The sequence below is a fragment of the Sphingomonas sp. AP4-R1 genome (genome assembly GCF_013113735.1).
Lineage (GTDB): Bacteria > Pseudomonadota > Alphaproteobacteria > Sphingomonadales > Sphingomonadaceae > Sphingomonas_I.
This window is the reverse complement of record NZ_CP053346.1, coordinates 5,110,210-5,128,675: the sequence shown is the minus strand read 5'-3', so window position 1 is coordinate 5,128,675 and position 18,466 is coordinate 5,110,210. Positions and strand designations below refer to the sequence as shown.

Sequence of the window (18,466 nt, the reverse complement as noted above, 5' to 3'; positions counted from 1 at the left end):
CACTTTACGAAATCAAAACTGAAAAAATACTAAAAAATGACTCGAAATTCAACGCCAGCATCTTGCGGCGTACATCAGCAAAGGTCTCGACAGAGGGACGATCTGACGCCGACGTGGAAAGAGCACGTCGCAATGGCCCACTAATGGCTCGAGGAAGTTAGCCGGCCGCAGCGCCGCCGTATCGCTCGAACTTTCAGGCAGGACTAAACCCGAACCCCCATAGCGCGTAGCGCGTAGCGGGCAGCGCGCTGGCACGTGCTTCCACGACTTTCGTACGCCTGCCGGCGCCCGAAACTCGGGTGGAAAACGGACTGTCTGCTTTTGGACAAAGATCTTTGTCTTCGACCTTTTATTCATCTTAAGGAGCGGCTTCAGCGAGCGGAGCATATTTTTGAAGGTCTTGACCAATTCGACATCGTGGGTGCGGTCGAACGCCGCCTCCCATGCCGCGATGTCCGGATCCCCGCGCATCGTTGGCAGCATACGGGCGACGATGACTGCGTTGACCATCCCGTGTTCGAGCACCTGCGCCTAGTACATTGCCGGCCATAGCGCGAGCAAACCTCGCGTATCTGGAAGCCGTCTTCGTCATCGCCAGGCCAAATCGACCCGGCGGGTAACCGTTCGAGTCCTCGGATCCGCCTCGTAATCGTTGGATGCTGGACACACGATTCGTGTCTCTGCAAGAAGATGTCATCGGGGTGGGTATCCTCTCGGTGCGCCATGCGAGAATTCCAAAATGGTCAAGGTCGATATTAATCATTTCGTACGCGCGGCGCTCGAGATTGGTCACAACGGTGACAACGACACGCTGCCCTACGATCTGGATTCCGGCTTCGTGAAGGAGAAGGCCGGCGATCTCGCAGCGCTTTGCCTCGACTTGTTTCAGAACATCGAGACAGGCAAGGTTGGAAAGGCCGTCAGCTTCATGAACGGGCTGGCAATCGTGGCGGAGCGCCTGCTCGTTCCGTCAGGGGCACACGGTTTTCGTATTACGACGAAAATCCATCCATTCTGGAACCTGTATCTCAATGGCCTTGGTGTGGCGATTGCAGAGGCGAACGAAAGCCAGCGGAGCGATCGCGCGCACTCTTATCGGCTTGCGTCCGAAGGCCCAGGTTTCTTCGATCGCAGCAGATCGTGGCGCACATACAAGCTTGCAACCTTAGACGAGCCCAACCTCGACCAGGAGGGCTCCGTTGTGATTCAGACCGACATCTCAAGCTTCTACGAGCACATCTACCACCATCGATTGGAGAACGTCCTCAAGGATCTGGCACCGGCCTCGACTGTGGCGCTGCAGATTGATCGCATCCTGAGCCAGCTTGCGGCCGGCCGTTCCTTCGGTCTGCCAGTCGGCGGTCAGTGCGCGCGAATACTGGCAGAAGTGATGATGACGCCAATCGATCGATCGCTCACCGATGGCGGGCTGGTCTGGCATCGTTATGTCGACGACTATACCTTAATTTGTCGCTCCCGGCAGGAGGCCTACAAGGCGCTTTCGGACTTGTCCCATGCGCTCGCCGATTATGGACTTTCACTCAACCGTAGCAAAACGACGATTCTGAGCGCGAAACATTATCGCGACTTCGTTGCGGTGCAGTTGGGAGATGGCGAGGACTCAAGTCTCGCGCTGCGTGAGCTGGATCTTCATTTTGACCCATATTCCGACAATGCCACTGCCGAGTACGAGAAGCTCAAACAGTCCTTTGAGAAGATCGACATATCGTTTCTGCTCGATCTCGAGCGGGAGAAATCACAGCCCGACGCCTTCGTAATCGCCCAGATCGGACGCGCCCTGAAATTTCAAGAGCCTGGCGTCGCGGTCCAACTTTGTGCCACGCTCCTTGACCCAAGCAATCTCGATTCCTTTCGTGCCTCCTGGTCGAAGATCATGCGCGGCGTCTATGCGGTTCGCGCCAATGCCGAGTTCGGATTGATTTTCGACGCCATCGACGACCTGCTCGATCGCATTCCGGGTGCTGCTGCCCATCTTCTCGTTCCCGAAGCCAACATGTTGCATTACCTCCGGGCGATCCGGTTCACTAGAACGGATATCCGCGGGGCCTTTGTCCGTCGCACTTACGATGCAACGAAGTCCGCATCGGTTCGGCGGGCTTGCATCGACTGCTGGCGGCATTGGCGCGACCGGTCGAACTTCACGCGACTTCGCAATCAGTGGCAGAATCTTGGCGCCGACGAACAGCGTATGCTGTGGCTGGCGGCAGGCGCATTCGGGGACGAAGGCGAGAAATCGCGGAAGCAGTTGCGCGGCACCCTCTCACTGGCCTGGCGACTTGGGATCGAGACCGTCGCGCAGGGTGACTTCGCAGCCTTCTACGAGGACTGGGTGAATAATGCCGGCTAGTCGCCTTCCGGCACGCGACCCGAGGACGGTGGCGCGCGACATTCCTGGTGTTCTTGACATCCTGTTCCCCCGCCTGACCGGCGGACTGGTCAATGCTCTCAACAGCAAGATGTTCACCTTCACCGACGTGCAAGCGATCCCGGCTGATGTGATTGAAGCCAGCAGCCTGCAAAACGCGATGCTCTTCGAGATTTCGATGGTCCGAGCCGAAAGCGAATTGCGTGGCGTCGGCGCATTGTCGTGGGACGAATGCCTGAAGGTCGCTTCGTCACGACAGCGTCGCCATTTCGACGCCCGCATCCCGGAGAAGCTTGAGCCGAAAGACATCTCGGTCGCTGACCACGCCGCACGAAATGTAGTTGCGATGCTGGACAGCGTCCGGGCTCAACGCCCTTCTGCCATTCTTGAACACGCGCCCCTTATCCCTGGCTTAGGCTGGGTAGCTTCCGGCAATGGAGACTTCGCTCTCGGTTCGACCCTCATCGAGATCAAGCATACGGGACGGAACTTCGGTGCGGGCGATTTTCGGCAGGTGCTCATGTATTGGCTGCTGAAGTATGCCCGGACTGTAGAGAACGACGGTCGGGTCTGGTCGGACGTGCTCCTGCTGAACCCCCGCCGGAACGCGGCGCTTCTGGTAAATTACGACCATCTGCTTCGGTCCGCTTCAGCGTCCTCAAACCGCGTTGAACTAGTGGAATTGCTGCGATCTGCAGTTGGGCAGGAATTTGACCGGCGCTGAAGCGCCAAGGCCGAGATCTGCAATCCGCCTTCGGAGCGACGGCATTGCCACTCCCAAGCCCGCGCTTACGGGACTAGGCATCTCAGGAAGATAGGCATTCGCACTAACGAGAATTGACCGTTCTGTGTATCAGGCCGCGCACTAAGGAGAATTGAGTGCCCAGCGAACTGTACACCGTCGGCTACGAGGGGGCGGATATCGCCCATTTCCTGCAGACAATGAAGGATTGCGGCATCAAACGCCTGATCGACATCCGGGATGTTCCGGTATCACGCAAACGTGGCTTTTCGAAAACAGCCTTGGCGAACGCTCTGGAAGAGCGGAACATCGCCTACATCCACCTCAAGGCGCTTGGCGATCCTAAAGCAGGGCGAGAAGCCATGCGCCGTGGGGATTATCCCCGCTTTCTCGAAATCTACACCGCCCACATCGCGACACCGGAGGGACAGGCGGCCCTGCGCGTAGCGGTGAAGTTGGCCACAGAGAACCCATCGATCCTGCTTTGCTATGAGCGTAGCCCGATCCAATGCCATCGCACAGTGGTGGCGAAAGAAATGGCAGTTCTAGCCGATTTCAACGTCAAGAACGTAGGGATAAACCCCTGATGATGCAAAATACGTGAAATTTTTGATGAGCTCTTAAACGTCACCAACGATCGATGTAAAAGCTGAGCGCGAGCGTCGCTTTTTGCAGCGCGGAGGGGCTTATGGCAGTTGTCCGGACCGAGCGCATACTCATCCTGTGCAAGACCTACCCTTCGCCAAGTGAAAAATATGCCGAGACATCCTGCGTTGCGGGTATGACGCAGTCGGGCGAATTCATCAGGCTATATCCGGTTCCATTTCGCCTGATCAGCGACAGCCAGAAATTCCAGAAATGGCAATGGATTTCGGCTCAAATCCGCAAAGCCCATAAGGATCACCGGCCCGAGAGCTATACGATCTCAGTAGACACAATCACCTTGGCGGGCAAGCCGATCAGCACCAAGAACGACTGGACTGTGCGCCGCAATCAACTGAGCAAACTCGCACTTTTTGCGGATTTTGCGGATCTTGAAGCTGCGCGTAAGACTCAAGGCTGGACTCTCGCTTTACTTTGCCCAGCGCGAGTTGACCGACTTGAAATTACTAAGGCAGATAGCCCGGACTGGACCGAGGAAGAGCTCAAACGATTGGTCAAAAATCAGATTCAAGGCGGCCTCTTCGACGAACAGGATGAACGCGATGTTCGCGTGCTGCGCAAACTGCCGCACAATTTCCATTACCATTATGAGTGTATGGTCGATGGGGAGACACGCCGGTACCGCCACAAAATAGCCGATTGGGAAGCGGGCGCTCTCTACTGGCACTGCGTCGACAAATATGGCGACGGCTGGGAGACGCCCTTTAGGCAAAGGCTGGAAACCGAATTACCCGCTAGGGATTTGCATTTCCTGATGGGGACGATTCATCGCTTCCCGGATCAGTGGCTGATCATCAGCATGATCTACCCCCCTAAAATTTCCTCGGACCGTCCTGTCCAGTCCGAAATGGCCTTTTAATCGATCACGCTGTCGCTCAATCAGCAACTCGGCCGGCGGCGTATCAGCTGGTGACAAAGGCGGCCATTAAGTTGAGGGCGCGGACGCGTACGCCTGTAGAATCTTTCATATCCATTGGTTTTCATAGACGGTCCGGCGCAGGGTGCGTTGCGCCAGTTTGGCCCACTCTTCTAGTTGTTCTTCATACGATTCGGGATTCTGTAGAATTTCGTCATCATCTTCTGGCGTTGCCACGTGAACCCATGTGTTGCGATATTTTCGCAGTTTGTGGATGTCTTCGCGAAGCCCCGGTTCGATAGGCGCGCTATCAATCAGATCCACGAGGCGAAAAAGGTTTCTACCTGCATACTCGGCGCGCAGATAGGTTTCGATTGCCGCAGTAGCGGTAATCACGGTTGCTAGGTTCGCGCCGCCGACAAAGGCATAGTCGCAATCGCGAACGATAAAAGCGCACCATTCCGACATGGTAGCGCTGCCTTTCAACAGTTCGTCGTCAAGCGCGGAAATAAACGCCCATTTCGCTTCTTCACTCAACATCGTTTCCTCATGCAACAGCCCTTCGGCGGGCGATCGGATTGATCGCGAGAGCAAAAAGCGACCGTACCGACCAAAACATGCCACTCGGCGACCTGCTAGTCGCCCAGAAGCGGCTCGCGCTCGCGAACGATCGTACCGTCGACCTCGCGCCACTCGGAGGGGGTGAGCACCATACCGGAGAGAGGCAGGCCGAACGCTCGTTTGAACGCGGGCGCTATCGCCGTCCGAAGAGCCCGCACCCGACGCCACCCAGGCGCGCCGGCTCCATCGATCGCGACCAACACCAGATCGACATCCGCCGGATGAGCGTCGGGGTGGAGCACGGAGCCGAACAGATAGGCAGCCGACAGATCGCCCCGGACCGGTGCCAGTGCGTCGCGCAGCCAAGCCCTCATTCGGCGAACCCGACACCCTTGCGCTTCAGATAGGCGAAGAACTGGCCGTAGGGCATCACGGAGACGCCGTTCGCGCGACCGTAGGCTTTCGCCTCGACGGTCGCGCCGCTCCAGGTGTTCGAATAGGCAATGATCGTCGCGCCAAGCTCGCGAGCCTTCTCCACGACATCGCTATCGACGTTATACTCGCTGGAGTTAGGGCAGTAGACGCGCTCCTCCCCACCGTGAAACGTAATCGTCAAGATCGGGTCGCCGCCGTCGGACGCCGCGTCACTCTCCTCGTCGATCTTCGTCCGCAGCCAGTTGGTGCTCAAATTTTGTCTCCCGAGGTTTCGTAATAGGCAGACAGGACAGTGGATCGCTGGTCAACGAGGTGACTACGGACCGAGGCCGGAAACATGAACTTTTTGTAGAGATCAGTCTGCACAGTCTGGAACGTCTCATACATCGCGACGTGCAGCAGCAGCGGCTGATAGGAAGCGAGCGAGTCGGTTTCCGACATGAGATGCGTCTTCGTCCGCAGGATTGTCTCGATCACGAGGTTGTTGGCGAGCACCTTCTTTTTCGTCTCCACCCAGACGAGCGCCGCGGCCTCTCGGCCGGCCTCATCTTCTGGCCACGCCTTTTTGCTCGTCTTGTCAAAAATCTCACCGTTTATGTCGATCAGCGCCAGCAGCGGGTTGTAGAACTCGCTGAGCGACGCCGAGAGTTGGTCAATTTTTCGCTGCTTAAGGGTCGCCTTGAAGGTCTTGCCGGCTTGGAGATGCACGATCCAGAGCGCGATCGCGTTAGTGATTGCGAGCGTCACTCCGGCTCCGACCAGCGGCCACACGCCCTTCTCATACCATTCCTTGTCCTCCTTCGGGGCAATTTGGAGCGTCTCGCTGGACTGGATGACGAGCGAGTGGAGGGCAGGAGGAGCGCTCGCGGCCGGCACGGGGGCGAGCGCCGCCAGTGTCAGCGCGCGCCATGCGGCCCTCATTCGGCGTGGTGTCTTCACGGTCTGCCGATCGATCTTCATGCGATGTGGATAGGAGCAAATGTCATCAGTATAGCCTAGCGGTGGCAACAACTCCTGTCAGGTGAACGATACCAAGGCCGCAAAGCGACCGCGAGGCGAAAGCCGCCGTTTCTAATCGCAAATACTGACCGACGGCTAAGCCCAAGTCGCCCGGCAAAAGCGGATCGAGCGCTGTGTCCCACTTCAAGCCGTTTCGAGCGGTCGGCTCGCGGGGCAATCGGCGACATTAACGGATGACCGGTTTCGAAGAGCTCGCCGAGACTGCTGAGTGTCTGGGATTGATGACGTGGACGGCTCTCCAACCCTCCCGCAGAATGATCTGCGGAGAGCCGGAAGGGAGAGCCACGATGGGGAACGTCACGACGATAGGTCTCGATCTCGCGAAGAACGTATTCCAGGTGCACGGGGTCGACGCGGAGGGTGTTGCGGTGGTTCGCCAGCGCCTGACCCGTGGCCGCATGCTAAAGTTCTTCGCCAAGCTGCCGCCGTGCCTGGTTGGCATCGAGGCCTGCGCAACCTCGCATTACTGGGCACGCGAGCTGGTGGCGCTCGGGCATGACGTGAAACTCATGCCGGCGCAGTACGTGAAGCCGTACGTCAAGCGCAGCAAGAACGATGCAGCCGATGCCGAGGCGATCTGCGAGGCGGTGACCCGGCCGACGATGCGCTTTGTCGGCATCAAGTCGCCTGAGCAGCAGAGCGCGATGATGCTCCATCGTGTCCGCCTGATCCTGAACCGCCAACGGACGCAGCTGTCGAACGCGATGCGGGCGCATCTGGCCGAGTTCGGGGTTGCGGCGCCGATCGGCAGGAACGGCATCGAGCAGCTCCTCGACGTGATCGCCGATCCTGCCGACGAGCGGGTGCCGTCCGATGCGCGGTTTTGCCTGGAGATGCTGGCGGCTCAGCTGCGCATTGTGAAAGAGCAGATCCTGGAAAACGACCGCCGCATCTTGGCGAGCGCACGCGAGACCGAGCTTGGCCGTCGGCTGATGGAGATACCCGGCGTGGGGCCGCTGCTCGCCAGCGCCATCGTCGCCACCGTTCCCGATCCTGCGATCTTCCGCTCAGGCCGCAACCTCGCCGCGTGGATCGGCCTGGTGCCGCGGCAGAATTCCAGCGGCGGCAAGGAGCGGCTCGGCGGCATCACCAAGGCCGGCCATCAGTACCTGCGCCAGATGCTGATCGTCGGCGCCATGGCGGTGGTGCGCTTTGCCGAACGTAACGGCGCCAAGCGGCCGTGGCTTGTTCAGCTGCTCGCCCGCCGCAAGACCAAGGTCGCCGCGGTTGCGCTCGCCAACAAGAACGCGCGCATGATCTGGGCGATGATGGCCAGCGGTGAGCGGTATCGTGAGCCGCTGGTGGCATAAGGAACACGGCGCGGGCGACCGCGCCTGACGAGGTTGGAAAGGGCGATCAGGAGCTAATGCAACAAGCCGGTTGAACCGCCGGATCGGGAAAACCCACTATGACCCAAGCACCTCGAGTGCGCGGGATTGATCGGGACCCGAGACGCGCGAATGGCATTACGGCCAGCGGCACTATGCGCCGCACCAACAGGTCGGACACATGGCCGCACCAACCAGCAACGCTAGGCGAATGCTCGTACTTGCCAACGGAGGGCCGTCCACACATGGGTCGTCGCTGACGGGAGGGGCAGGGACGGCTTTCGACCAAACCCGGTCGAACAGCCAGGCGGCGACTAGTGTCTGGTTTGGTAGAACCTGCCGTTCAGGTTGCGTTCCGTATCGTTGAAGGAGCGCCTTCAGGATTCCTGAAGTACGATCAGCACCGGATCCCATCGCGTCATAAAGCCGAGCTTCTCGTACAGCCCGATAGCGCCATGATTGTTGGCGAATGCGGGGAGAAATGGCGTCTCTTCGCGCGCCAAAATTGCATTCGCGATCTCGCGCATCAGCATCGCGCCATAGCCTTCCCACGATGGCCGGGGTGGGTGCAGGCGCCGCCGACTTCAGTAAAGGCAGTGCTAGGTCATTCTGACAGACGATCTTCACAGCATATCGAGCAACGCATCTGCCGCCTTGCTGCGATACCGCTCTTTGTGACGCAGGCCGTAGAAGGGACGCGTGCCGAACTCGATCGGTGCGGCGTGCAAGATCTTCGCGTCGATCGCCGGGGCGACCACCAGCGCGGAAAGAGCGCCGACCCCGGCTCCCGCTTCGACGGCGCTGCGGACACTCTCGTTGGACGGCAAGACGAGCACGACATCGAGCGTGGCGGGGTCAACGCCGACATCGAGCAGATAGCGATCGAGCGTCGAGCGCGTGCCTGAGCCCGGCTCGCGCTGGATCCACCGCGCTGTGCGTAGCCAGGCGGCATCGATATGCGCGTTGCCGAACGGCTTGGCGCCGACAAGCAACAGCCGATCCTCGCCGATCTGCCAGTGCGCCAGCGCCGGATCGTCGATCTCACCCTCGACGATGCCGAGATCGGCGTCTCCGTCGTGCACGCGCGCGGCGACCTGTTCGGTGTTGCCGATCGCCAGCTCGACCCCGAGCTCTGGGTGGCGCTCGCGGAAGGTCGCCAGGATCGGCGGCAGCCAATAAGCGGCAATGGTCTGGCTCGCTACGACGCGCAGCGTGCCGCGCTTCAGCCCGCTCAGTTCATCCAGCACCGTCTCGGCCGCTCCAGCACGTGCCAGCACGCCGCGCGCCTCGGCAAGGAATAGTCGCCCGGCCTCGGTCAGCGTAATGCCGCGGCCGACCCGATGGAACAGCTTGATCGCGTGCCGCTCCTCCAACGCCGCGATCGCCGCCGAGGCCGCCGATTGGGTCACGTTCAGCGCTCGCGCCGCCGCGGTCATATGCTCGCGCTCGGCTACGCTGACAAAAATGCGAAGCTGTTCGAGCGTCATCTTACGCTCGTAGCACAACCGATCATGAATTGCGATCGGAATGAAAAGAAAGCTGCGTTGGAGCGATCAATGGATGCGGCATAGATCAATCGGCGGAAGGAAACCGCCGTGGCCAGTCTTGCTAACCTCCATCTCTCTTCGCCGGCAGATCGGATCAGCAAGCATGCCGGCCTTCTCCCCGGCATCGGTCTCTGCCTCGCCGTTACAGGCGCCGCCTACGCCCTGGAGGCGGGCGAGCGTGCTCTCGCGGGCAAGGCGTGGCTGGAAGCCCTGGTGCTTGCCATCGTGATCGGTACGGCGGTGCGCAGCCTGTGGATACCCGGGAGCCGCTGGCACGACGGCGTCGCTTTCAGCGCCAAGTATCTGCTCGAGATCGCCGTCGTCCTGCTGGGCGCGTCGGTCAGCGCCGCGACGATCCTGGCGGCCGGGCTTCCGCTGCTTGCCGGTATCGCGGGGGTAGTGATCTGCGCGATCCTGCTCAGCTTTGGTATCGGCCGACTGCTCGGTCTCCCAGCACGGATGGCGTTGCTGATCGCATGCGGCAATTCGATCTGCGGCAACTCCGCCATCGCAGCTGTAGCGCCTGTGATCGGCGCGGACAGCGAAGATGTCGCCGCTTCGATCGCCTTCACGGCAGTGCTGGGCGTGGTGGTCGTGCTAGGCCTCCCGCTGCTGGGGATCGCCTTAGGTATGAGCGGCCTTGCCTTCGGCGCGCTCTCCGGCCTCACGGTCTATGCGGTGCCGCAGGTGATCGCTGCCGCCTCTCCGCTCGGTGCCGCGGCGGTGCAAATGGGCACGCTGGTCAAACTGGTGCGGGTGCTGATGCTAGGGCCCGTCTGCCTGGTCCTTTCGCTGGTTGCGCCGCGGCTTGCGCCGGAGCATGTGCCCGCTGGCGAGTTCGTCACCGGCGAGCCCTCCCGCGGGCGGCTCGACCTTGCCCACCTCGTACCGTGGTTCATCATCGGCTTCCTTATGCTGGTCGCCTTCCGGTCGTTCGGACTGGTCCCCACGGTCACTATTGCGCCGCTCGGCCGTATCGCCTCCCTGTTGACTGTCGTCTCCATGGCAGCGCTAGGGCTGGGCGTAGACGTGCGCACCGTCGCCAAGGCAGGCGGTCGGGTCACGACGGCGGTGGTGCTCTCGCTCCTCGGCCTCGGCGCGATCAGCTTCGCCTTGCTTGCGGTGCTGCACATCGCGTGATCCGACAGATCGGCAATCGGAAGGCCGGGACAAATCGTGCTTCGATGCGTTCCCTGATCATGAGCAAGCAAATGATCGAGCGGAACCCGGATCCTTACAACGCGGAGCCAGAGCCGAGCGCGCTCATCGAGCGGTTCCTAACCCCGCAGTCGCTATTCTACGTCCGCAGCCACGGAGCTGTGCCCGATCTGCCTGCCGGTCATCGGATCGAGGTGAGCGGGATTGGCGTGAAGGGTCGCTCCTTCTCGGTGGAGGAGCTGCGGGCTGCCTTCAAGACACGCTCAGTGACGGCGGTGCTACAATGCGCCGGCAACCGCCGCACGGATATGCAGCAGGTCGGCAAGACCTCGGGCGACCCATGGGATGTCGGCGCGATCGGCAATGCCGAATGGACGGGCGTCCGGCTGGCCGATTTGCTTGATGCGGTCGGCGCGCCTGATGCCGACGATCTGTTCGTCGCATTCACCGGTGCCGATGAAGTGGACGTGGAGGGCGAGGAAGCACCGTTTGGCATATCGATCGCGATGGCCAAAGCGCGGGCACCCGACGTGCTGCTCGCCTGGGCAATGAACGACGAGCCGCTGGCACCAGAGCATGGTGCACCGTTGCGCATGGTCGTTCCAGGCTATGCTGGCGTCCGCAGCGCCAAATGGCTGACACGCATCGAGGTGCGTGACACCCCGTCCGAAGCGCCGATCCAGGCCCACGACTACAAGCTGTTCCCGGCCGACGTGACGGCAGAGACGGCCGACTGGAGCCAGGGCCTGACGATCAACGCCATGCCCCTCAACGCTGCGATCTGCTCGCCCGGATCTGGCGAGAGCCTGTCGGCGGGCGAAATGCGAATCGAGGGCTATGCCATCGCTTATGATCGACGCGTCTCGCGGGTCGAAGTATCGACCACCGGCGGTAGGGACTGGTGTCAGGCCACGTTCGCCGACGATCCCGAAGCGCACTGGGGCTGGCGGCGCTGGTCGCTTGACACCACGCTCGCCAAGGGGCGCCAACACCTCGTCGTGCGCGCGTTCGACGAGGCCGGACAGGGGCAGCCCGAACGACCCGACACGATGTGGAACTTCGCCGGCTATCTGTGCACCGCTTGGCATCACGTCCACGTGCTGGTCGAGTGATTCACACTGCCATGACGGATCTCTCTTTTTGGGCCGACGCCTTCGGCAGGCTGATCGTGGCGACGCTTGCCGGGTTGGTGCTCGGCTGGGAGCGCTCGCGCGAAAACCGTCAGATCATGGGCCTTCGCACGCTGGGGCTTGTGGGTCTGGCGAGCTGCATCGCGGTACAGGCGATTGTTCACAGCGGTTTGCCCAACGTAAACGCGGACGCCGCAGGGCGAGCGATGCAGGGCATCCTGTCGGGCGTGGGCTTCATCGGTGCCGGCGCCGTTTTACGTGTTGGCCAGGGTCAGGAAGTGCACGGGCTGGCCACTGCGGCTTGCATCTGGGTCACAGCGACGATCGGCGCCGCGGCAGGACTTGCGGTGTGGCCGCTGATCGTGGGTGGGCTGTTCCTGGCGATGCTGGTGTTGTTCGTCGGGGCTCCGCTCGAACGCCGCATCCGCGATCGCGCCCGGCTTACCCCGGCCGAGGCCGATAGGAAGGACGTGGAGCGAAAGCCCTGATCCGCCTAATCTCGTCAGGGGTCGGCGCCGTTGGTGGATGAAATGCGGCTTAGCGGACGTTATTTCGGAGAGCGGGCTTAGCGTGCGGTCTGGGATTGAGTGATCATTGCGGATAAGGCGTAGGTATGAATGACGCGCCTTCCCATGCAGTTACGAGCCATGAGCAGACCTATTGGCGCCGCGAGGCGCCCGTTATCGAAACCTTAGCTGAGCTGACCGAGGCGCCGGCAGACTCCGAGTTTCGGCTGCTCGCCGATAATCTCCCCGCCTTATGCTGGATGGCCCGGGCGGACGGCTACATCGTCTGGTACAACCGCCGGTGGCACGAATATTGTGGCACGACGCCGCAGGACATGGAGGGATGGGGCTGGCAAGCCGTTCACGATCCGGACCAGGTCGAGGCCGTCACCAATCGCTGGCAGGCCTGCATCCGCGTCGGCGAGCCTTTTGAAATGGTCTTTCCGCTGCGCGGTCGCGATGGCCAGCTCCGGTCCTTTCTTACCCGCATCTCGCCGCTACGAGACGGATCGGGAGAAATCGCCAGATGGTACGGCGTCAACACCGAGGTCAGCGCGCAGTTTCAGGAGGAAGCGCGTCGGGATGCGGTCGAGGCCGCACTGTACGCCGCCAAGCTCGAGCGCGACTTCATCATCAACCTCACCGCGCGTCAGCGAAGCCTGCATGACCCGCTGGCGATCATGCATCTCTCGGCGGAGCACATCGCGCGGCGGCTCGGGATCAACCGCGCCTGCTTCTACCGACTGCTGGAAAACGAGCGGGTTCGTTATGTCGGATGCTGGTCCGATGCCGGGCTTCCCAATCTCAGCGGTGAGAGCGCGAGCGGTCATCTTGGAGAACGGCTGGAGAAGGCACGACGGACTGGCCAGCTGACCAGCTTCGGCGACAGCCGTCATGATCCTCTTGAAGGTCTGGTCGAACTTTCCGGCAGCGGAATCCTTGCGGCGGTCGATGTCCCGATCAGCCGCGCGGGCAGCGTGATCGGCGGTTTCTACATCGCCCATGGTGAGGTTCGCCTCTGGACCGAGAACGAGTTGGCACTTGTACGCGAAGTCGCCGAACTGACCTGGCTGGCGGTCGAACGAGCCGAGGCGATCATACGCCTGGAAGATCGCGTCGCCCGGCAGGATGGTGATCTGGCCCGGGCCGCATCTGACCTCAGAAGCGCTACGACCGGACAGTCGGACGCCGAAAGCCAGGTCCGGCAGCTCCAGAAGATGGAAGCCGTGGGCCAGCTGACGGGCGGCATCGCGCATGACTTCAATAACATGCTCGCTGTCATCATTGGCGGCCTCAATCTCGCTCAGCGCCGTCTCGATCGCGGCGACACCGATATCAAGCGCTTCATGGATGGTGCGATGGAGGGCGCGACCCGTGCGGCCGCGCTCACCCAGCGCCTGCTTGCCTTCTCGCGCCAGCAGCCGCTCGCGCCCGAAACCGTCGACGGCAACAAGCTGGTGAACGGTCTCACCGAACTCCTCTCGCGAACGCTCGGCGAGCGGGTTCAACTCGAGACCGTGCTGACGCCCGGCCTCTGGAAGACGCTGGCCGATCCGATCCAGCTCGAGAATGTGATCGTCAACCTCGCGGTCAACGCGCGCGACGCGATGCCCGACGGCGGGAAGCTCACCATCGAGACCGGCAACGCCAACATCGATGCCGAATATGCGCATGATGCCGAGATCCCCATCGGCCATTATGTGATGCTGGCCGTCAGCGATACCGGAAGCGGTATGCCGGCAGCCGTGATCGCGAAAGCTTTCGACCCGTTTTTCACGACCAAAGGGGTCGGCAAGGGCACAGGGCTCGGCCTCAGCCAGGTCTTCGGCTTTGTCCGGCAGTCAGGCGGCCATGTGAGGATTTACTCCGAGGTCGGACACGGGACCACGATCAAGATTTATCTGCCGCGCACGTTCGCTGAGCAACCCCAGGCCATCCCGCGTCGATCGGCTGCGATGGCGCGCGGCGGCAACTCGTCCGAGATCATCCTGGTGGTGGAGGACGAGGAACGCGTCCGCAACTTCTCGACCGAGGCCCTGCGCGAGCTGGGCTATACGGTCATCCACGCTGATGGCGGTCACGCGGCGCTGGCGATCATCGATGGCGGCCAGGACGTGACGCTTCTGTTCACCGACATCGTGATGCCGGAGATGACCGGACGTCAGCTCGCAGACGAAGCTGTTAAGCGCCTGCCGCGCCTCAGGGTGGTCTATACGACGGGCTATACCCGCAATGCCGTGGTACATAATGGCGTGATCGATCCGGGTACGAATTTCCTGCCCAAGCCCTTCGGCATGGACCAACTCGCGTCTAAGATCCGCGAGGCGCTGGACGATTAGTGCGGCATCGCCTGCCGGAATGCCGCCATTACCTGCCGCTCGTTGATGGGCTTGCCGAAGATGACGCCGGGCGGAGCACACGGATGACAGTCGGCGGGCGTCCCGGTGATGAATATTACCGGCACTTCGCCGTAGCGTTGGTAGATCGCCTGGACAGCGCTCGGACCATTGCCCTCGCCAAGGATCACGTCTGACAGGATGATATCAGGCCTGTGGGCGAAGGCGGCGTCGACAGCGTCAGCCTCGGTCGCCGCCGTGTCGATTGACGTGCCGCCGGCGCGTTCGGCGATGTCCGAGATATATTCGGACAACAGCCACTCATCTTCGATCACAAGTACATGGCACATAAACACTCCAGAAGGGGTCAACGGCTCGCGCTCTGTCATGGGCCCGCTCCAATCAAATTGGGATGCTGAGTGACATGCATTGGGTGCGGGAAGCGTGGTTTTCTGAACCGGGCTGGCGCCTTCGTCTCAGCTCGCGTCGAGACGCCGGTAAAGCGGTCGCCAGTGCCTGTTGGTTCGTTCGCGACCAGATTGGGACGTTCGGCCGTGCTTCGATCGATGCCGCTCCGGACAAAAAGCAGCCACTGGAGAACCGTTGAGCTGCCTTTCACCTCCAGCCAGTCCCGGACGTCTCTCGATCACCCAAGTGTAACCCACTCGACAGCCTGAGCCGCACGCGCGAAGCTGCACGCATGGATTTCATGAAGATCATCGAGTCACTCGATGAGGCGCTTTACAGCGTCATGAGCTGGCTGATTTTCTATCCGATCACCCTATGGCGTACGGTCGTCCGGCCCCAAAAGATGATGGACTATGCCGATCGCGAAGTGTCTGATCGGCCGAACGAGCAATATGATGATGCGATCCGTCCGCCTCTCTTCCTCTTCCTGACATTGCTCATTTCGCATGGCCTTGAAGTCGCGACGGCATCGCGCAACCCGCTGCTGTCCGACACGCACGGGCTGGCATCTCTCGTCGACAGCGACTTGGCGCTGCTGGCGCTCAGGTTGCTGCTGTTCAGCCTGTTCCCGCTGATGATGGCGGTCCGCCTGCTGCATCGCCAGCGCACGCGGTTGACCCATGCCAGCCTGCGCCGCCCCTTTTACGGGCAATGCTACACGGCGGCCCCTTTCGCTTTGATGCTAGGGGTAGGCACGCTGGCTCCGAACCTGCCTCTCGCAGGTGCCCGCATCATCTCGGCCGTAGTGATTGGGGCGGGCGTCCTGTGGTATTTCGCCACTCAAGCCCGCTGGTTCGCCCGCAAATTGCGAGTTTCATTCTTTGTCGGTGCCGGCGACGCCTGCGTCGCTACCTTCTACAGCATCGTCCTGTTCGTGCTCGCAGCGATTGTCGTCCACTAAGTGAAGGCTGGCCTATCTCGGGCAGCTCTGACATCCTGCGGGCAAAGATGCGGGAGAATAGCGGTGCGCGCGGCAATCTTGATGGCGACGGCAATGGCCGTACTGGTCGCGGCGCCGGCTGTGGCGCAGGCTGAACCCGGCGATGCAATCAACCTGATCTGCTCGGGTCAGGGCGAGAAGCTCGGATCGGGCTATGTGAACACGCTGGAGTGGGATCGATACGACCATAAATATCGCACGCGCAGCGGCGTGCAGACGGAGATGCAGGGCTTTTCGTCTGCGGTAACCCTCCAGATTTACGGCAATGACGGCCGCATCCGCCTGCCGGAGAAACTGATACCCCCGCTCAACTCGGGCGGCGATCACCAGCATTGGTGGCAGCTCGATGATCTGATCGTCGGCGCCAACGAGATCCGCGCCAGCTATCGACTGAACGGGCTGAACAAGCCTAAGATAAGGATCGACCGCCAGACCGGTGAAATCACTATCAGGGGCACCGGGCAGGACTTTTCCGGCACCTGCGACAAGGTCGATCCCGGACAGAGGCGGTTCTGAGGTTTCGCGCCGTGCTGGCCTGTGCGGTCGGCTTGGTCGCACCCGTCGTGTTATATGCTCAGGCGCGTACAGATCGGATCGCGCTGGCCGAGGGCAAACCTAAAGTCGTGGCTGGCACGATCCAAGGCGACGGTAGCAAAACGTACGTCCTGAGCGCCAGAGCTGGGCAAAGGCTACTGATTACCCTTCGGACCAACAATCGTTCGAACTATATGAATGTGACCGCGCCAGGTGCGGAGGCTGCAACGTTCATCGGATCGATCCAAGGCGGCCGATATGACTTCGTAGTTGCCGCGACAGGCGATTACTTAAGCGATGTCTACCTTATGCGTAACGCTGCTAGGCGACATGAGAAGGCAAGCTATACGTTAGCCGTTGTCCAGCATTAATGCCCGGTGACCAAGTCCCCGTTCTGCGCGTCCTGCACATTATGGCTCGGCATTGAGTCTCTTCGCGACGTCCGATTTCAGCAATCGCAGTCATTCAGCAGATCAAGCGTGAGCGACGGCTTCGTCCCAATTCAAACCTTTCGAGCTGTTGGCTCGATGGGCTGAAAGCGGCCCGCCCGCTCACATGAACGGACGGCAGCTTTCGGGGCTCTGAAGAGGCGGCCTGAGCGTCCGGCATTGATGACGTGGACGGCTCTCCAACCCTCCCGCAGAATGATCTGCGGAGAGCCGGAAGGGAGAGCCACGATGGGGAACGTCACGACGATAGGTCTCGATCTCGCGAAGAACGTATTCCAGGTGCACGGGGTCGACGCGGAGGGTGTTGCGGTGGTTCGCCAGCGCCTGACCCGTGGCCGCATGCTAAAGTTCTTCGCCAAGCTGCCGCCGTGCCTGGTTGGCATCGAGGCCTGCGCAACCTCGCATTACTGGGCACGCGAGCTGGTGGCGCTCGGGCATGACGTGAAACTCATGCCGGCGCAGTACGTGAAGCCGTACGTCAAGCGCAGCAAGAACGATGCAGCCGATGCCGAGGCGATCTGCGAGGCGGTGACCCGGCCGACGATGCGCTTTGTCGGCATCAAGTCGCCTGAGCAGCAGAGCGCGATGATGCTCCATCGTGTCCGCCTGATCCTGAACCGCCAACGGACGCAGCTGTCGAACGCGATGCGGGCGCATCTGGCCGAGTTCGGGGTTGCGGCGCCGATCGGCAGGAACGGCATCGAGCAGCTCCTCGACGTGATCGCCGATCCTGCCGACGAGCGGGTGCCGTCCGATGCGCGGTTTTGCCTGGAGATGCTGGCGGCTCAGCTGCGCATTGTGAAAGAGCAGATCCTGGAAAACGACCGCCGCATCTTGGCGAGCGCACGCGAGACCGAGCTTGGCCGTCGGCTGATGGAGATACCCGGCGTGGGGCCGCTGCTCGCCAGCGCCATCGTCGCCACCGTTCCCGATCCTGCGATCTTCCGCTCAGGCCGCAACCTCGCCGCGTGGATCGGCCTGGTGCCGCGGCAGAATTCCAGCGGCGGCAAGGAGCGGCTCGGCGGCATCACCAAGGCCGGCCATCAGTACCTGCGCCAGATGCTGATCGTCGGCGCCATGGCGGTGGTGCGCTTTGCCGAACGTAACGGCGCCAAGCGGCCGTGGCTTGTTCAGCTGCTCGCCCGCCGCAAGACCAAGGTCGCCGCGGTTGCGCTCGCCAACAAGAACGCGCGCATGATCTGGGCGATGATGGCCAGCGGTGAGCGGTATCGTGAGCCGCTGGTGGCATAAGGAACACGGCGCGGGCGACCGCGCCTGACGAGGTTGGAAAGGGCGATCAGGAGCTAATGCAACAAGCCGGTTGAACCGCCGGATCGGGAAAACCCACTATGACCCAAGCACCTCGAGTGCGCGGGATTGATCGGGACCCGAGACGCGCGAATGGCA

20 protein-coding genes are annotated in these 18,466 nt (G+C 61.4%); 12 read left to right on the top strand and 8 right to left on the bottom strand.

Going from position 1 to position 18,466, the window contains the following annotated elements:
- Positions 1 to 48: 48 nt before the first annotated feature.
- Positions 49 to 510 carry a hypothetical protein gene (locus tag HL653_RS23230; RefSeq protein WP_171746590.1) on the bottom strand — a complete coding sequence of 154 codons (462 nt, stop codon included), beginning with the start codon at positions 508 to 510 and terminating at the stop codon, positions 49 to 51.
- Positions 511 to 739: 229 nt separating this feature from the next.
- On the opposite strand from HL653_RS23230, the gene HL653_RS23225 reads away from it, so the two are divergent.
- From HL653_RS23225 to HL653_RS23210, 4 genes are all read left to right on the top strand, one after another.
- On the top strand, positions 740 to 2,368 hold the full coding sequence (locus tag HL653_RS23225) for an RNA-directed DNA polymerase (protein WP_171746589.1): 1,629 nt from the start codon (positions 740 to 742) through the stop codon (positions 2,366 to 2,368).
- 28 nt (positions 2,369 to 2,396) lie between these two features.
- A complete protein-coding gene (locus tag HL653_RS23220; protein ID WP_216599927.1) occupies positions 2,397 to 3,110 on the top strand; it encodes a hypothetical protein in 714 nt (237 codons plus the stop codon).
- Between the two features lie 155 nt (positions 3,111 to 3,265).
- Entirely contained in the window at positions 3,266 to 3,715 is a 450-nt protein-coding gene (locus tag HL653_RS23215) for a DUF488 family protein (RefSeq protein ID WP_171746587.1), read from the top strand.
- Positions 3,716 to 3,816: 101 nt separating this feature from the next.
- A complete protein-coding gene (locus HL653_RS23210; protein WP_171746586.1) occupies positions 3,817 to 4,650 on the top strand; it encodes a hypothetical protein in 834 nt (277 codons plus the stop codon).
- Between the two features lie 105 nt (positions 4,651 to 4,755).
- Here the strand turns inward: HL653_RS23210 and HL653_RS23205 are convergent, their stop codons facing one another.
- From HL653_RS23205 to HL653_RS23190, 4 genes are all read right to left on the bottom strand, one after another.
- The gene (locus HL653_RS23205; RefSeq protein ID WP_253717333.1) at positions 4,756 to 5,187 is read right to left on the bottom strand and encodes a hypothetical protein; all 432 of its coding nucleotides are present in this window, start codon (positions 5,185 to 5,187) and stop codon (positions 4,756 to 4,758) included.
- A 95-nt stretch (positions 5,188 to 5,282) separates the two neighbouring features.
- Entirely contained in the window at positions 5,283 to 5,582 is a 300-nt protein-coding gene (locus HL653_RS23200; protein ID WP_171746585.1) for a hypothetical protein, read from the bottom strand.
- Positions 5,579 to 5,896 carry a hypothetical protein gene (locus HL653_RS23195; protein WP_171746584.1) on the bottom strand — a complete coding sequence of 106 codons (318 nt, stop codon included), beginning with the start codon at positions 5,894 to 5,896 and terminating at the stop codon, positions 5,579 to 5,581. Before HL653_RS23195 ends, HL653_RS23200 begins: the two co-directional genes overlap by 4 nt.
- Positions 5,893 to 6,603, bottom strand: a complete 711-nt coding sequence (locus tag HL653_RS23190) for a hypothetical protein (RefSeq protein ID WP_171746583.1) — start codon at positions 6,601 to 6,603, stop codon at positions 5,893 to 5,895. The genes HL653_RS23195 and HL653_RS23190 overlap by 4 nt, the downstream gene beginning before the upstream one ends.
- A gap of 347 nt (positions 6,604 to 6,950) precedes the next feature.
- Between HL653_RS23190 and HL653_RS23185 the strand changes: the two genes are divergently transcribed.
- Positions 6,951 to 7,973 (top strand): IS110 family transposase, encoded by a 1,023-nt coding sequence (locus HL653_RS23185; RefSeq protein ID WP_171745610.1) that lies wholly within the window; start codon positions 6,951 to 6,953, stop codon positions 7,971 to 7,973.
- Positions 7,974 to 8,368: 395 nt separating this feature from the next.
- Here the strand turns inward: HL653_RS23185 and HL653_RS23180 are convergent, their stop codons facing one another.
- Positions 8,369 to 8,524: a GNAT family N-acetyltransferase gene (locus HL653_RS23180; protein ID WP_253717331.1), complete on the bottom strand. Its 156-nt coding sequence runs from the start codon at positions 8,522 to 8,524 to the stop codon at positions 8,369 to 8,371.
- Positions 8,525 to 8,614: 90 nt separating this feature from the next.
- On the bottom strand, positions 8,615 to 9,478 hold the full coding sequence (locus HL653_RS23175) for a LysR family transcriptional regulator (protein WP_171746582.1): 864 nt from the start codon (positions 9,476 to 9,478) through the stop codon (positions 8,615 to 8,617).
- Between the two features lie 108 nt (positions 9,479 to 9,586).
- Here HL653_RS23175 and HL653_RS23170 point away from each other — a divergent pair, with 108 nt between their 5' ends.
- The 4 genes from HL653_RS23170 to HL653_RS24040 all read left to right on the top strand — a co-directional run bounded on the left by HL653_RS23170 (position 9,587) and on the right by HL653_RS24040 (position 14,671).
- On the top strand, positions 9,587 to 10,678 hold the full coding sequence (locus HL653_RS23170) for a YeiH family protein (protein WP_171746581.1): 1,092 nt from the start codon (positions 9,587 to 9,589) through the stop codon (positions 10,676 to 10,678).
- Positions 10,675 to 11,808 carry a molybdopterin-dependent oxidoreductase gene (locus tag HL653_RS23165; RefSeq protein WP_253717329.1) on the top strand — a complete coding sequence of 378 codons (1,134 nt, stop codon included), beginning with the start codon at positions 10,675 to 10,677 and terminating at the stop codon, positions 11,806 to 11,808. Before HL653_RS23170 ends, HL653_RS23165 begins: the two co-directional genes overlap by 4 nt.
- Before the next feature lie 11 nt (positions 11,809 to 11,819).
- Complete coding sequence (locus tag HL653_RS23160) at positions 11,820 to 12,314, top strand: MgtC/SapB family protein (protein WP_171746580.1); 495 nt, start codon at positions 11,820 to 11,822, stop codon at positions 12,312 to 12,314.
- Between the two features lie 125 nt (positions 12,315 to 12,439).
- Complete coding sequence (locus HL653_RS24040; protein WP_216599926.1) at positions 12,440 to 14,671, top strand: ATP-binding protein; 2,232 nt, start codon at positions 12,440 to 12,442, stop codon at positions 14,669 to 14,671.
- On the opposite strand, the gene HL653_RS23140 is transcribed toward HL653_RS24040, so the two are convergent.
- The gene (locus HL653_RS23140) at positions 14,668 to 15,057 is read right to left on the bottom strand and encodes a response regulator (protein WP_253717328.1); all 390 of its coding nucleotides are present in this window, start codon (positions 15,055 to 15,057) and stop codon (positions 14,668 to 14,670) included. The two genes, HL653_RS24040 and HL653_RS23140, sit on opposite strands and share 4 nt — an antisense overlap.
- 311 nt (positions 15,058 to 15,368) lie before the next feature.
- Between HL653_RS23140 and HL653_RS23135 the strand changes: the two genes are divergently transcribed.
- The 3 genes from HL653_RS23135 to HL653_RS23125 all read left to right on the top strand — a co-directional run bounded on the left by HL653_RS23135 (position 15,369) and on the right by HL653_RS23125 (position 18,310).
- On the top strand, positions 15,369 to 16,037 hold the full coding sequence (locus HL653_RS23135) for a hypothetical protein (RefSeq protein WP_171746579.1): 669 nt from the start codon (positions 15,369 to 15,371) through the stop codon (positions 16,035 to 16,037).
- Between the two features lie 63 nt (positions 16,038 to 16,100).
- Positions 16,101 to 16,592, top strand: coding sequence for a hypothetical protein (locus HL653_RS23130; protein WP_171746578.1), 492 nt, complete (start codon positions 16,101 to 16,103; stop codon positions 16,590 to 16,592).
- Positions 16,593 to 17,287: 695 nt separating this feature from the next.
- A complete protein-coding gene (locus tag HL653_RS23125; RefSeq protein ID WP_171745610.1) occupies positions 17,288 to 18,310 on the top strand; it encodes an IS110 family transposase in 1,023 nt (340 codons plus the stop codon).
- The last annotated feature ends 156 nt before the right edge of the window (positions 18,311 to 18,466 follow it).

Bases quoted from the DNA above. Each gene is read 5' to 3' on its own strand.
- HL653_RS23230 (WP_171746590.1), bottom strand. From the start codon at position 510: ATGGTCAACGCAGTCATCGTCGCCCGTATGCTGCCAACGATGCGCGGG.
- HL653_RS23225 (WP_171746589.1), top strand. From the start codon at position 740: ATGGTCAAGGTCGATATTAATCATTTCGTACGCGCGGCGCTCGAGATT.
- HL653_RS23210 (WP_171746586.1), top strand. From the start codon at position 3,817: ATGGCAGTTGTCCGGACCGAGCGCATACTCATCCTGTGCAAGACCTAC.
- HL653_RS23205 (WP_253717333.1), bottom strand. From the start codon at position 5,187: ATGTTGAGTGAAGAAGCGAAATGGGCGTTTATTTCCGCGCTTGACGAC.
- HL653_RS23200 (WP_171746585.1), bottom strand. From the start codon at position 5,582: ATGAGGGCTTGGCTGCGCGACGCACTGGCACCGGTCCGGGGCGATCTG.
- HL653_RS23190 (WP_171746583.1), bottom strand. From the start codon at position 6,603: ATGAAGATCGATCGGCAGACCGTGAAGACACCACGCCGAATGAGGGCC.
- HL653_RS23185 (WP_171745610.1), top strand. From the start codon at position 6,951: ATGGGGAACGTCACGACGATAGGTCTCGATCTCGCGAAGAACGTATTC.
- HL653_RS23180 (WP_253717331.1), bottom strand. From the start codon at position 8,524: ATGCTGATGCGCGAGATCGCGAATGCAATTTTGGCGCGCGAAGAGACG.
- HL653_RS23175 (WP_171746582.1), bottom strand. From the start codon at position 9,478: ATGACGCTCGAACAGCTTCGCATTTTTGTCAGCGTAGCCGAGCGCGAG.
- HL653_RS23160 (WP_171746580.1), top strand. From the start codon at position 11,820: ATGACGGATCTCTCTTTTTGGGCCGACGCCTTCGGCAGGCTGATCGTG.
- HL653_RS24040 (WP_216599926.1), top strand. From the start codon at position 12,440: ATGAATGACGCGCCTTCCCATGCAGTTACGAGCCATGAGCAGACCTAT.
- HL653_RS23140 (WP_253717328.1), bottom strand. From the start codon at position 15,057: ATGACAGAGCGCGAGCCGTTGACCCCTTCTGGAGTGTTTATGTGCCAT.
- HL653_RS23135 (WP_171746579.1), top strand. From the start codon at position 15,369: ATGGATTTCATGAAGATCATCGAGTCACTCGATGAGGCGCTTTACAGC.
- HL653_RS23125 (WP_171745610.1), top strand. From the start codon at position 17,288: ATGGGGAACGTCACGACGATAGGTCTCGATCTCGCGAAGAACGTATTC.